Origin of the sequence: Actinoalloteichus sp. AHMU CJ021 (assembly GCF_002895405.1) — a bacterium.
Lineage (GTDB): Bacteria > Actinomycetota > Actinomycetes > Mycobacteriales > Pseudonocardiaceae > Actinoalloteichus_B > Actinoalloteichus_B caeruleus.
The window spans coordinates 1,841,186-1,854,499 of record NZ_CP025990.1 but is presented as its reverse complement, the minus strand read 5'-3'; the positions used below and the strand labels follow the sequence as shown (position 1 = coordinate 1,854,499).

At 74.9% G+C, this 13,314-nt stretch carries 10 protein-coding genes; 6 read left to right on the top strand and 4 right to left on the bottom strand.

Translation table 11 applies throughout. The features are described 5' to 3' along the window. Positions 1-122: 122 nt before the first annotated feature. On the bottom strand, positions 123-1,430 hold the full coding sequence (locus C1701_RS07675) for a YeeE/YedE family protein (RefSeq protein ID WP_103055741.1): 1,308 nt from the start codon (positions 1,428-1,430) through the stop codon (positions 123-125). A gap of 787 nt (positions 1,431-2,217) precedes the next feature. Between C1701_RS07675 and C1701_RS07670 the strand changes: the two genes are divergently transcribed. The 3 genes from C1701_RS07670 (at position 2,218) to C1701_RS07660 (ending at position 6,090) form a co-directional block, all read left to right on the top strand. After that, positions 2,218-3,321, top strand: a complete 1,104-nt coding sequence (locus C1701_RS07670; RefSeq protein ID WP_245588671.1) for a thiamine ABC transporter substrate-binding protein — start codon at positions 2,218-2,220, stop codon at positions 3,319-3,321. Then, positions 3,318-4,958 carry an ABC transporter permease gene (locus C1701_RS07665; protein ID WP_030147003.1) on the top strand — a complete coding sequence of 547 codons (1,641 nt, stop codon included), beginning with the start codon at positions 3,318-3,320 and terminating at the stop codon, positions 4,956-4,958. The genes C1701_RS07670 and C1701_RS07665 overlap by 4 nt, the downstream gene beginning before the upstream one ends. 91 nt (positions 4,959-5,049) lie before the next feature. Continuing rightward, positions 5,050-6,090: an ABC transporter ATP-binding protein gene (locus C1701_RS07660; RefSeq protein ID WP_030104176.1), complete on the top strand. Its 1,041-nt coding sequence runs from the start codon at positions 5,050-5,052 to the stop codon at positions 6,088-6,090. 127 nt (positions 6,091-6,217) lie between these two features. On the opposite strand, the gene C1701_RS07655 is transcribed toward C1701_RS07660, so the two are convergent. Genes C1701_RS07655 through C1701_RS07645 form a run of 3 tightly spaced genes read right to left on the bottom strand, consistent with a single transcriptional unit; the run spans position 6,218 to position 9,254 of the window. After that, on the bottom strand, positions 6,218-7,111 hold the full coding sequence (locus C1701_RS07655; RefSeq protein ID WP_081715199.1) for an ABC transporter permease: 894 nt from the start codon (positions 7,109-7,111) through the stop codon (positions 6,218-6,220). Beyond that, positions 7,108-8,100, bottom strand: coding sequence for an ABC transporter ATP-binding protein (locus tag C1701_RS07650; RefSeq protein WP_030104175.1), 993 nt, complete (start codon positions 8,098-8,100; stop codon positions 7,108-7,110). The genes C1701_RS07655 and C1701_RS07650 overlap by 4 nt, the downstream gene beginning before the upstream one ends. A gap of 14 nt (positions 8,101-8,114) precedes the next feature. Next, positions 8,115-9,254, bottom strand: a complete 1,140-nt coding sequence (locus C1701_RS07645; protein ID WP_030147002.1) for a LolA family protein — start codon at positions 9,252-9,254, stop codon at positions 8,115-8,117. A gap of 204 nt (positions 9,255-9,458) precedes the next feature. Here C1701_RS07645 and C1701_RS07640 point away from each other — a divergent pair, with 204 nt between their 5' ends. The 3 genes from C1701_RS07640 to C1701_RS07630 all read left to right on the top strand — a co-directional run bounded on the left by C1701_RS07640 (position 9,459) and on the right by C1701_RS07630 (position 13,032). Then, positions 9,459-10,202, top strand: a complete 744-nt coding sequence (locus C1701_RS07640) for a response regulator transcription factor (RefSeq protein ID WP_026417325.1) — start codon at positions 9,459-9,461, stop codon at positions 10,200-10,202. Further along, positions 10,199-11,920, top strand: coding sequence for a sensor histidine kinase (locus tag C1701_RS27230; protein ID WP_337662187.1), 1,722 nt, complete (start codon positions 10,199-10,201; stop codon positions 11,918-11,920). Before C1701_RS07640 ends, C1701_RS27230 begins: the two co-directional genes overlap by 4 nt. Positions 11,921-12,168: 248 nt before the next feature. Further along, positions 12,169-13,032 (top strand): NUDIX domain-containing protein, encoded by an 864-nt coding sequence (locus C1701_RS07630; protein WP_103055740.1) that lies wholly within the window; start codon positions 12,169-12,171, stop codon positions 13,030-13,032. Positions 13,033-13,314 lie beyond the last annotated feature (282 nt).

Genomic DNA, 13,314 nt, shown 5'->3' with positions numbered 1-13,314 from the left:
CCGGCCGTTCCCCCCGCGCTGCCCGCTCGGAGGCGGGAGGCGTCCGAGCGGGGAGGCCGTCCCGGGGCGCGGGGTCGGGTCGTGCCCGGTCGCCGTGCGCCGGGCCGTGCGGGCGCCGCTGCTCAGCACGCCCCGTCGCTCGGCCGGGGGTTGGCCAGGCCGAACAGGGGCCGCAGTCGCAGCCCCACCCAGGTGCCCACGAGCGCGGCGACCGCCCACAGCCAGCCGGAGACGCTCCCGGTGGAGATCCCACCGAGGTAGGCGCCGATGTTGCAGCCACTCGCGAGGCGGGCCCCGACACCCATGATCACACCGCCCAGCACCGCCGCCAGCGCCGTGCGCCACGGGATGTGGCGGTGGAGGCGCCACGCCCCGGCGGCGCCGGCGGCGATGGCCGCGCCGACCATGATGCCGATGTTGGTCAGGCTGTTCTTGTGGGCCAGGACGGGGGAGGCCAGCATCTCCGCGTTGCCGGGCTCCTGCCAGAACGCCCACTGCTCGGGCTGCGCGCCCAGCACCTGGAGCAGCTTCGCGCCCCACAACCCGAAGGCGTTGGTCACGCCCCAGGTGCCGCCGGAGACGAGCAGGACCGCCGCCGCGAGGACAGCGAGGACGACGGCTCCGACGAGCATCGGCCAGGAGCCGCGCAGGACGCGGGCGGCGCCGCGCGCGGTGGGAACGGCACCGACCGGGGGCGGGTCGCGGCGGCGTTGCACCGCGACGCTGACGAGGACGACCAGCCCGAGCGCGGTCAGGGTGACCAGCCAGGAACCGAACCAGCCGACGTGGTCGGACAGCAGCACGCCGGGCACGGTGGGCAGCGAGTCGAACCAGCCGTACTGCCAGGTGTAGAGGACCGAGCCGGCCACGAACCCGCCCAGGGTGAGGACGATGGTCGACTGCCCGGAGCCGACGGCGAAGAGGGTGCCGGAGGCGCAGGCGCCACCCAGCTGCATGCCCAGCCCGAACAGGAACGCCCCGAGGAACAGGGGCAGACCGATGTCCCCGGCGGCGGCGGAGGGGGTGGTGCCGAACAGGCCGGTCCCGGTGCCGATGAGCAGGGTCACCAGGGTCGCGGTGGTGCCGATGAGCAGGGCGTGCGCCCGGAGGCCGGAACCGTTGCCGACCGAGACGAGCTGCCGCCACGCGGAGGTGAAACCGAACCGGGAGTGGAACAGGGTGACGCCGAGCCCCAGGCCGATGACGAGGAGCGTGGCCTGCTGGGCGCCGTGCGCGAGCCAGACGTGCCAGCTCAGGGCGAGCGCGAGGAGGCCGGCGACCACCAGGGGAGCGGTGCGGACCGGGGGAGCTTCGGGGGGCGCCGGTCGGATGTGCGAGGTCGGGGCGATGAGCGGACCCCCGAGGCGGTGGGCTGGCGGATGCCCGGCGCCGGTCTCGGGTTCCCCGGTGTCGGCTGGTGTCGCGCTCATGTCGGTGTCTCCATCGCGGAGGTGCGGGTTCGTCGGGCCACGGCGACGGGTGTTGGTGTGGGCGTCGTGCCGGGACGCCCGCCTCGTCGTCGGCCGGGGCGGGCCGGTGCCCACCCCGGTGGGGCGCGGGGTCTCGGGCCGGACGACGACGTCCTCCCGGTTCGGGGCCCGATCCGGCGGTCAGGCTAGTTCGTCGGTGGCGTCGCGGGCAGGGGCGCGGGTGCCCGTCCAACATGGTGGGATCGGGCGGGGTGCGCCGGCGGACTCGGTGCGGCCGGACCCGGATCGGGCATCGCCCTCGGCGTGGCACGCGTCGGTGTGCGGCGGCGTGTGCTGACCCGGGGACCAGGTCGGGGCGACCGGCATCGGCGGTCGATCGGAACGGGGCCCGGAGGGCTGGCTCGGCCGGGTGCACCGCCGTGCGACTGGGAGCCGGACACCGGGGACCGTGAACGAGGTGGGGCATCTCCTGGTGGGACGGCGCGGCCACGCCCCCGGCCGCGCCGAACGGACGCGGCGGCCGGCCGCCCACCGGACGAAGGGCCGTTACCCGGACCGGGTGCCCGGGTCCCCTCCGGCGTCGGCGTAGGGTGAATGCCGCCACGGGAGTCCGGTGCGCCGGGCTGAGAGGAGGGCGTGGTCCGCCAGCGGACCACGACGAAGCCCTCGACCGTCCAGCGGGAGGACCCGGTCCCCCGCCACCTGATCCGGATCATGCCGGCGCAGGGAGGCCCCGCGTGACGGGTGGACGGCGGCCCACGCCCGGCCCACGTCACGGGAGGGTCGAATGTCCGGAGTCACCAGTCCAGCGGGTGCGTTCTCCACGCGCGCCGATCGGTTCCGCCAGCGCGGCCTGGCGGTCGGTCTGGTGACCGCCGTGGGCCTCACCGCCGGGTGCAGCGTCGTGGGGGGCGGCTCCGACGACGGGTCCGACGACTCCCGGTCGGTCGTGCTGGTGACCCACGACTCCTTCTCCTACGACGAGGAGGTCGTCGCCGCCTTCGAACGCGAGTCCGGCATCGACCTCGACATCCGGCAGAGCGGCGACGCCGGTGAACTGACGAACTCGCTGGTGCTGAGCAGGGACAACCCGATCGGCGACGTCGCCTTCGGCGTGGACTCCACCTTCGCCGGGCGGGCACTGGCGGAGGGCGTGTTCGAGGACTACCGGAGCCCGCGCGCCGAGCGGGGCGCCGACGACTACCGGGTGGCCGACTCGGACGCGTTGACCGCGATCGACGTCGGCGACGTGTGCCTGAACATCGACCGGGAGTGGTTCGCCGAGTCCGACGTACCGGCTCCCACCGGTCTCGACGACCTGCTGGACCCCGCCTACCGCGACCTCCTGGTCGTGCAGGACCCGGCGACGTCCTCGCCGGGGCTGGCGTTCCTGCTGGCCACCATCGCCCACGCCGGGGAGGACGGCTGGCGGGACTACTGGACCGGCCTCCGGGACAACGGGGTGCGGGTCACCGGGGGGTGGACCGAGGCCTACACCCAGGACTTCTCCGGATCGTCCGGGAACGGCCCCAGGCCGATCGTGGTGTCCTACGCGTCCTCGCCGGCCGCCGAGATCGGTGCGGACGGGACGCCGAGGACGGAGGCGCTGCTGGACACCTGCTACCAGCAGGTCGAGTACGCGGGCGTGCTCGCGGGGACCGACAGGCCGGAGGACGCCCGCGCGGTCGTGGACTTCCTGCTGTCCGAGCCGTTCCAGGCGCAGCTGGCCGAGTACATGTACGTCTACCCGGTGCGCGCGGACGTCGAGCTGCCCGAGGCCTGGCGGGAGGCCGCGCCGCTGCCCGAGGAGTCGGTGACCCTCCCGGCGGACGAGGTCGAGGGCAACCGGGACGAGTGGGTCTCGGAGTGGCGGGACCTGGTCCTGGGATGAGCCGCGTCTCCCGGGAGCGCCGCCCGACGGGCACGAGCGTGTCGGCGTCGACCCGGCGGCGGGTCGGGTTGGTGGTGCTGGCGGTCGTGCCGCTGGCGTTCCTGGTCCTCTTCTTCGCGTGGCCGGTGCTCGCGATCATCGCCCGGGGGTTCGGCGAGGGCGGTGTGTCCGACATGCTCGCCAGGGCGCAGACCTGGCAGCTCGTCGGGTTCACCCTGGGGCAGGCCGCCGCGGCCACCGCGTTGGCGGTCCTCGCCGGCCTGCCCCTGGCCTACGTCACGGCTCGACTGGCGGTGCCGGGCAGGGGCCTGCTGCGTGTCCTGGTGACGGTGCCCTTCGTCCTCCCCACCGTGGTGGTGGGGTTGGCGTTCCGCGCGTTGTTCGGGGACGGCAGCCTGGCCGCGATCGTGTTGGCGAACGCGTTCTTCAACGTGGCCGTGGTGGTCCGCACGGTGGGTGGGCTGTGGTCACACCTGGACCGCCGGGCCGAGGACGCGGCCAGGGCGTTGGGCGCCTCCCGGTGGCGCGCGTTCACCTCGGTGACCCTGCCGGCGTTGCGCCCGGCCCTGGGTTCGGCCGCCGCCGTCGTGTTCCTGTTCTGCGCCACCAGCTTCGGAGTGGTCCTCGTCATCGGTGGGGCCAGGTACCGCACCCTGGAGACCGAGATCTACCTGCGCACCGTGAACCTGCTGGACCTCCCCGGGGCCGCCGCGCTGTCCCTGCTCCAGCTGGCGGCCGTCGTCGCGGCCCTCGCGGTGGGGGCGGCGGCGCGTCGCCGTCGGGAGGGCGCGTTGGCGTTGCGGTCGAGCGCGGAGACGACCCGGCCCCCCACCGGCGGGGACTGGGTGGTGTTGGCCGCCGCCGGTGCCGTGCTGGTGGGGCTGCTCGTCCCGCTGGTCGCCGTGGTCCTGCGGTCGCTGACCACCTCGTCCGGCTTCGGGTTGGACGGCTACCGCGCGCTCACGGGAGGCGGCGAGGGCGGGGTGCTCCGGATCTCCGTCGTCGAGGCCGCCCTGAACTCGGTGCGCGCGGCGGCCGACGCGACGGTGCTGGCGATGGTCCTGGGCGGCTTGGCGGCGGTGGTGCTGGCCAGGACGAGGCGGGCCGGGGCCACCCAGTTGCTGGACACGCTGATGATGCTGCCCCTGGGCGTGTCGGCCGTCACCGTCGGCTTCGGGTACCTGGTGACCCTGTCGGCCCTGCCCAGCGGGTTGCGGGACTCGCCGGTCCTGGTCCCGTTCGTCCAGGCGCTGGTGATCACCCCGTTGGTGATCAGGATCGTGCTGCCGGTGTTGCGGTCGGTGGACGACCGGCTCCGGCAGGCGGCGGCGACGCTCGGGGCCGGTCCGGTGCGGGTCTGGATGGCGGTGGACCTGCCCATGTCGGCTCGTTCGCTGGTCACGGCGGCGGGCTTCGGTTTCGTCATCGCCCTTGGCGAGTTCGGGGCGACGAGTTTCCTGGTGCGGCCGGAGACCATGACGCTTCCGGTGGCGATCAGCCGCCTGATCTCGCGGCCCGGCGAGCTGAACGCGGTCGCCGCCTACGCGGCCTGCACGATGCTGCTGGTGGTGACCGCGCTGGTGGTGGCGGTGGTGGAACGCATCAGGGTCCGCTCCGACACGGTCGGGGAGTTCTGATGGGACCCCTGGTGGTGGGCGGGGCTGGTGGGGCCGCGTCGTCGCCGCTGGCGGGGGCTGGGTCCCGTGGACGGGAGGAAGGTGGGGTGTCGTGACGCTCACGGTTCGCGGTCTCACGGTCCGCTACGGCGAGGTGCTGGCGGTCCGGTCGGTCGACCTGTCGGTGCCGGACGGCGGGGTCCTGGCGTTGCTGGGGCCGTCCGGCTGCGGCAAGTCGACCCTGCTCCGCGCGGTGGCCGGGTTGGAGGCGGTGGCGCGGGGGCGGGTGTGCTGGGACGGCGTGGACCTGGCCGGGACGCCGGTGCACCGCCGTGCCTTCGGGTTGGTGTTCCAGGACGGCCAGCTCTTCCCCCACCGGACCGTCGCCGGCAACGTCGCGTTCGGTCTCCGGATGGCCGGCGCCGACCGGGCGGTCCGGGACGCGCGGGTCGCCGAGCTGCTGGAGCTGGTGGGCCTGGCCGGCTACGAGCGGCGGCGGGTGACCCAGTTGTCCGGGGGTGAGCAGCAGCGGGTGGCCCTGGCCAGGGCGCTCGCGCCCCGCCCCCGCTTGTTGCTGCTGGACGAACCGCTGTCCGCGCTGGACCGCGAGCTGCGGGACCAGCTGGCGGTCGACCTGGCCAGGGTGCTCACCGAGACCGGGACCACCGCGCTGGTCGTGACGCACGACCACGACGAGGCGTTCACCCTCGCCGACCAGGTGGCGGTGATGTCCGAGGGCCAGATCCGCCAGGTCGACGGTCCGGAGCGGGTGTGGCGGCGCCCGGCGGACGAGCGGGTGGCCCGGTTCCTCGGCTGTTCCCGACTGGTGTCGGCCACGGTGCGCGACGGCTGGGCCGAGTCGGTCCTCGGTCGGGTCAGGGTGCCCGGTGACGTGCCCGACGGCGCGGTCCGGCTGGGACTGCGGGCCTCGGCGGTGCGGGTCACCCGAGCCGACCGGGGCGGCGGGACCGACGTGGAGGCCAGCGGCGAGGTCCTGCGGCGGGTGCACCAGCGTGACCACGTCCGCCTCCTGGTGCGGGTTGCCGACGGGGGAGAGGTGCAGGCCAGCACGCCCTTCGCCGGGGTGCCGGAGGTGGGGGAGCGGGTCCGGCTCACCCTCGACCCGGACGCGGTGGCCGTGCTGGCCGGTTGAGGCGCCGTCGCGCGCGGAACCGGTGCCGAGGGGCGGGCCGGGGCGCCCTCCCCGCCCGCGCGGCTGGACCGATCGCGTCCTCCCCCCGCCCCGGCGTGCCAGGGCGGCCCCTGGTCCGGTCCGGTGGTCACGAGTCCTTCGTGACCACCCGCAGCGTGGTCAGCGAGAGGCCGATCAGCAGGTAGCACAGGGCCCGCGCCGACGACTCGGCCATCACGTCCAGTGCCATCGGGTCCCGCAGCGGTTCGATGAGCGCCTCCTGCCACCCGGTGGTGAGCAGGTAGGGGGTGAGGAAGTCCAGCGCGGGGATCAGGCCGACGATCTGGAAGGTGATCAGCGCCCCCATCGCGCCCACCAGGGACAGCAACGGGTGTTCCGTGCACGCCGACAGCGCCAGCGCCAGGGAGGCGAACGCGGCCAGCTGGAGCACCACGTACCCGGCGATGAGCGCCACCCTGCCCAGGCCGACGCCGAACGGCAGCGTCGTACCGGACACCGTCAGGAAACCGCTCCCGCCGAGCAGCAGCAGCCCGGCGACGATCGCCACCAGCGTCGTCACCACGATCGTGGCGGTGATCGCGGACAGGACGCCGAGGGACTTCACCAGGATCAGCCGGGGCCGGCTGATCGGGGCGAGCAGCAGCGCCCGCAGGGTGCCGTGCGCGGACTCCCCGGCGAAGGCGTCCGCAGCGGTGAAGGAGGCGGCGACGGGTAGCGCCATCATCAGCAGCATCCCCATCGACGCCACCGGGAGGAGGAGGCCGTTGCCGGACAGCAGGGCGGTGATGCCGCCGCTCATGCCATCGCCCGACAACGCGATGCCCACCCCGACCAGCACCGGGATGAGGGCGATCAACCCGATCATGACCAGAGTGCGGGGGCGGCGCAGCACCCAGGTGATCTCCGACAACAGCACCCGGAGCAGGGGGGCGGCGGTCCGCCCGGACGATGCGCCTCCCAGAGCCGGGTCGGGGGCGAAGCCGGTGGTGGTGCGTTCCGGGTCGGTGTCCAGCGCGGTCACGGGCCCTCTCCCTCGGTTGTCGCGCTCACGCCCTCGGTGAGCTGGGTGAAGAAGTCCTCCAGGCCGGCACGTTCGCGGCGGACCTCGTGCACCTCGACGTCGGACCTGACGAGCGCGGCGACCACGCGCGGCGCGGAGGTGCCGGTGAGTTCGACGCGGACCCCTTCGGACGAGCGCCGTGCCGACACGCCCTCGGTGAGCAGGGCCGTCACGGCGGCGTCGCGGTCCGGGGTGGTGACGAGCAGGGCCGGCCCGCCCGCCTCCAGCAAGGTGGCCAGGTCACCCTGGGCCAGCAGGCTCCCCCGGCTGAGCACCGCCACGTGGGTGCACACCGCCTCGATCTCGGCGAGCAGGTGGGAGGAGACGATGACCGTGGTCCCCGACCCCCGCAGCTCACCGATCATCCGGCGGATCTCCCGGGTCCCGGCCGGGTCCAGGCCGTTGGTGGGCTCGTCCAGCACCACCAGCCTGCGGGGCACGAGGAGCGCGGCGGCCAGCCCCAACCGTTGCTTCATGCCCAGCGAGTAGCCGCGGTACCGCCGCCGGGCGGCGTCGGCCAGCCCCACCCGCTCCAGGGCGTCGGCGACGGCGACCCGCACGGAGCCGCTCGGGAGCAGCGGTTCCATCGCGGCGAAGCGCAGCAGGTTGTCCCGACCGGACAGGAACGGGTAGAAGCCCGGGCCCTCGACCATCGCCCCCACGGCGGGCAGCACGTCACCGGCCCGTTCGGGCAGCGGCCGGCCGAGGAGCTCGACGGAACCCGAGGTGGGTGTCGTCAACCCGAGCAGCATGCGGATGGTGGTGGTCTTGCCCGAACCGTTCGGGCCCAACATGCCGAGCACCGATCCGGCGGGCACGTCGAGGTCGACGCCGTCCACCGCCACCGTTCCGCCGTAGACCTTGCGCAGGCCCCGGGTGCGGGCCGCGTACTCGACCGGCGCACCGGGCGCGTCCTGGGAGGGGGTGGTGGCGGATCCCTCCGCCACCACCGCGTCACGCGTCCTCACCGCTGGGCCGCCAACGCCTCGGTCAGGACCTGGGCGGGCACCGCGCCGGCGGCGACCCGTCCGTCCTCGACGAGCAGCACGGTCAGCAGTCTGGTCTCGACGAGGTAGCCCTCGCCCCACTCGCCGGTCACCCGCTCACCGACCTGGTCCAGCAGGTCGGCGGGGTCCATCCCCGCCAGCTCGTCCTCGTCCCACTCGTCGGTGTCAATCCCGTCGAGGGTGTCCCGAAGGCCATCGGGGGACAGCCCGACCGGGGACTGGGCGATGACGACGCTCTCCCAGCCGGCGCCGTGCAGGGTGGGCGTCACCTCCGCCGGGTCCACACCCTCCGGCAGCGCGTGCGGGGCGTCCTCCGCCGGCGCCTCCGCGTCCCGCTCCTCGACGAGCGAGCCGGCCGGCGGGTCGAACTCGAACAGGGACTCGTCCTGCTCACCCAGGTCGAGTTCGGTGAACCCCACCTGGAACGCGGGGGTCTCCGTGCCGTTGGCCAGCACCGACACCCGCAGTGGCATGCGGGTGTCGCCGTCGACGGCGATCCGCACCTCCCGCACCAGGCTGCGCTGTTCCGGGGACGGGGCGAGGACCAGTTCGTACGCGGCGCGACCGGCGACCTCGGCGGTACCGTCCACCGCGACGCCGCTGTCCTCCCGCAGCAGGGCGGTGAGTTCGGCCGCCACCGACGCCGGGTCGGTATCCGCCAGCTCCGGGTGGCCCTCGGTGGCGCGGTCGGCGCCGCCGACGTCGTCTCGGGTGGCGGTGCGTTCCTCCGAGTTCCAGGACCAGATGTTCCGCCCGTCGCCGACGAGGACGTCCTCACCACCCCTGTGGCGCACCGCCAGCCGGAAGCGTTCCCCGCCGTCCGACCACACCTGCGCGCTGCTCGTCCCCGCGCCGACCCCGGCCGGGAGTTCGAGCCCGGGGATGGACGGGAGCCCCAGGTCGTTCTCGACCTGGACCGTTCCCCCGAGCGCCTGCGGCTGGACCGTCAGGACGGACTCGATCAGGTCCTCCGCGCTCACCTCCGGCAGCGCCGGCGACTGGCTCGCGCCCGCCGGGACGCCCAGCCACACCAGCCCGCCGGCGCCCAGGACGGTGCCGGCGACCGCGCCGGCCACCGTCAGCTTCCGCTTCTCCATGTCGTTCAGTCTCCTCCCAGGGAACCAGCCTCGGGTTCCGCTGCTCCCACGATGGGCGACGCTGGCTGAGACCCCGCTGAGAACCGCGGCCGGTGGCGGCGGGCACCGGCGCCTGAGCCCGCCGTCGGCGCTGGTCACCGGCCTTGCTGAGAGCCCGCTGAGAGCAGGGGCGGTGCCGCTGGGGGGAACCGGCATGCTGGACGCGTGAAACCCAGGGTGTTGGTGGCCGATGACGAGGCCGGAGTGCGGCGGGCCCTGAACCGGGGCCTCAGCGCGGAGGGCATGGACGTGGTGCTCGCCCAGGCGGGACCGGACGCGTTGCGCCTGGCGCTGACGGGGGCGTTCGACGCGATCCTGCTCGACATCATGATGCCCGGCCTCTCCGGTTACCGGGTGCTCGCCGAGCTGCGGCGCAGGGGGATCACCACCCCGGTGCTGCTGGTGTCCGCGAAGGACGGGGAGGTGGACCAGGCGGACGGGCTCGACCTGGGGGCCGACGGATACCTGGTCAAGCCGTTCTCGTTCGTGGTGTTGCTGGCCCAGCTGCGTGCCGTGCTGCGGCGGGCCGAGTCGCTGGGCGCGCGGGAGGGCGTGGTGTACCGGCTCGACGAACTTGTGTTGGACACCGCCGTGCGCGGCGTCACGTGGCGGGGCGCCGAGGTGGGGCTCAGCCCACGGGAGTACGCGGTGCTGCGGGTCCTGATGGGCCGGGCCGGGGCGGTCGTCGGGAAGGACGAGCTGCTGGCCGAGGTGTGGGGCGACGAGGCCGCCGCCACCCGCAACGTCGTCGAGGTGTACCTGGGCTACGTGCGCCGGAAGTTGCGGGCGGTCGGCGCCGGGCACCTGCTGCGCACGGTGCGCGGGCACGGTTACCTGATCAGCGGCCCCGAGCTGGCCGACACCTCGCTGGCCCCGGCGGCGCCGGGCGGGGAGCCGGGCCGCCGGTGAGGGGGCCGGTCGGTGGCTGGTGGTCGCGCCGGTCCCTGTGGGCGAGGATCTCCCTGGTCACCGCGGCCGCCACCCTGGTGTTGATGGCGGCGTTGTCCACCGTGGTCATCGCCCTGGCCGACCGGATGGTGACGGGTTCCGCCGACGACGAGTTGCGCCGCTCCCTGGTGAGCGCGGTCAGCGCCGTCTCCGAGGGGCAACCGCCCCCTTCGGTGCCGCCGGCCCTGAACCGACCCGCCGTGCGCGTGCTCGACACGGCGGGCGCCCCCCGGGACGGTCAACCCGTGCTGGGGTTGTCCGAGCCGGAACTGGAGGCGCTGCGCACCGGGCGGTTCGTCACCCGGGGCGGGTACGGCACGGTGTCCCGGGCCGTCGGCATGGTCACCAGCCAGCCGGACGGGTCCCAACGGCTGGTGGTGGCGGAGGTCGAACTCGCCGGCTACGGCGAGATGCGCCGGGTCGGCCTGCTCGTGCTGCTGCTGTGCTCCGGGGTCGGGGTGCTGGTGGTGGGGCTGGTGACCTGGGGCGCCGTGCGCGGCTCCCTCCGCTCGGTCGACCGGGTCCGCCGTGCCGCGCTCGGGTTGGCACCGGGCGGTCGCCTCCCGGTGCCCGAGGCCAGGGACGAACTGCGGACCCTCGCCGAGGAGTTCAACGGGCTGCTGGCCCGCCGCGACGAGGCGGTGGCGCGGTTGCGCCGGTTCACCGGCGACGCCGCCCACGAGCTGCGGTCCCCGGTGACCTCGATCCGCGCGCAGGCGGAGGTCGCGCTCGCCTACCCCGACCCCGACGACGCTCAGGAGGTGTTGGCCGAGGTCGTCACGGAGTCCAACCGGCTCACCGCCCTGTTGGAGGACATGCTGTCGTTGGCGAGGTCCGACGCTGGCGAGTACCGGGAGCCGGTGCCCGTCGACGTCGCCGAACTCGCCCGGCAGGTGGCGCGGCGGCACCGGCTCGACCAGCAGGGGCCGGCGGCCAGGCCCGAGCCCGGTGCGGGCGGGCCCGCCGACGCCTCCGCGTCCCGGCCCGGCGGCGAACCGCATGTCCCCGCCCCCGGATCGCCGGCTCCCCCTCGGACCGACTCGGGCGCCGCGTCCCACCACGCCGGCGACGGCCCGGCGGCCGGTGCCGTCGAGCTCGCGGGGGGACCTCCACCCGCTCCGGACGAGGCCGAGGAGTCGTTCCGGCTCCTCGCCGAACTCGACGAGTGGCCCGCTGCTGGAGTGGACGAGCGATCCACCGCCGGCGGGGTCGACGACGGTACCGGCGAGGCGGTCGTCGCGGGACAGCCGGACCGGGGCGGGCACCGGGGGGCGGCACGTCCCCGCCCGCCCCGGGTGGTGCTCTGCTACGCGCCGGTGCCAGCGCTGGCGGCCGCCGACCCGGTCGAGGTGGACCGGGTGCTCACGAACCTGGTGTCGAACGCCGTGCGGCACACCCGCGTCCTGGTCCGGGTCACGGTGCTGCCAGCCGGGCGGCACGTCAGGTTGGTCGTCGACGACGACGGCCCCGGCATCCCCGAGGAGCACCGGGCCCGGGTGTTCGACCGCTTCTACCGGGTCGACACCGGCCGGGCCAGGCAGGAGGGCGGCACCGGGCTCGGTCTCGCCCTGGTCGCGGAGCTGGTGGCCAGACGGGGCGGCTGGGTGCGGGCCGGGGTGTCCCCGGAGGGCGGTGCGCGGTTCGAGGTGGTGTGGCCGGCGCACCCGCCCGAGAAGTGACCGACCTGGGGTGCCGGTGGGGGAGCGCCGGTGGGAGGAGGACCGCCGCATCCGCGTCGTCCGCACCTGCGGAGGCGCGGGGCCCACGAGCATGAAGGCCGTTCCGGCTCCTACCGCTTCGACTCGGAACCGGTAGCCCGGCCGGCCAGGCCGGAGCGGGCGCCGTGAGGCCGCGTCCCAGCGTCCGCGACCACCCGGAGAGCCCGACCCGCCGTCCGCGTCCTCCCAGGCACCGGCACCATCGACGGATGCCCGTGTTGAGAACCACCGCGTTGGTGGACGCCGAACCCGAGACCGTGGCCGCCGCCCTCCGCGACCGTCGGCAGTTCGTGGACGACCCGGCCGCCGGGGTGCGGATGCGGGCCGTCGACGGCCCCGGGCTGCTGGGAGCGGACGAGTCGATCTCCTTCCACGTCCGGGTGCTGCCCGGGGTGTGGATCCCGCTGCGCACGGTCCTCACCGAGGTGGGTGCGAGCGGCTTCCGCTCCCGCTCGCGGCCCGGGCCGTTCTTCGAGCGGCTCGAGCACCAGGTCACCCTCGCTCCCACCGGGGCCGGGGTCCTCGTCACCGACGAGGTGTCGTGGACGACGCGGTTCGGGCCGCTGGGCCGGCTCGTCGACGTCCTGATCGGCCGGCGGGTGGCGCTGCGGGTGTTGGGGGCTCGGGAACGGGCGCTCCGGGACCGGGCGCGGGAACTCGGGGCGGCCCGGCGGGTGGTGGGTGCCGCGATCGTGCGGGACGGTCGGTTGCTCACCCAGCGGCGTTCGTTCCCCGTCGAGGTCGCGGGACGTTGGGAGCTCCCGGGCGGGCGGGTGGAGAGCGGCGAGACCGACTGGGACGCCCTGCGCCGGGAGTGCGCGGAGGAGCTGGGCGCGGAGGTGACCGTGCTCGACCGGGTCGGACCGGATCTCCCGCTGCCCGGCGGGTCCGTCCTCCGGCTGTACGAGGCGGTGCTGGCCGAGGGCTCGGCGGAGCCCACCGCCGTGGAGCACCAGGGGCTGCGCTGGGTGTCCGGGGAGGAACTGGACGGACTGGACTGGCTGGACGCGGACCGGATCGTGCTGCCCGAGCTGCACGCCCTCCTCCGTCCCCTGGACAGCGAGGTGGGCTGACCCCTCATCGCCCGTGAGCGGCCCGCCGCCCCCGCCGCCTGGGAGGGTGGCGGCCGCTGGTCGCCGAAGGCGAAGGACGTCGCCGGGGCCGGTGACGTACTGCTGTTCGTCCCGTTGGGCGCCCTGCTGCCCCTTCGGTTCGCGAACCTGCGCGCCATCGCCCGCGATCACCCTGGTGGTGGGAACGTCTCCGTCCTCCTCGGATGTGTGCCCGGTGGCATTCCCGACGGTCCGGGTGGTGTCGCTGTACGACGTCCTCGTCAACGTCGCGGTCCCGGCGTT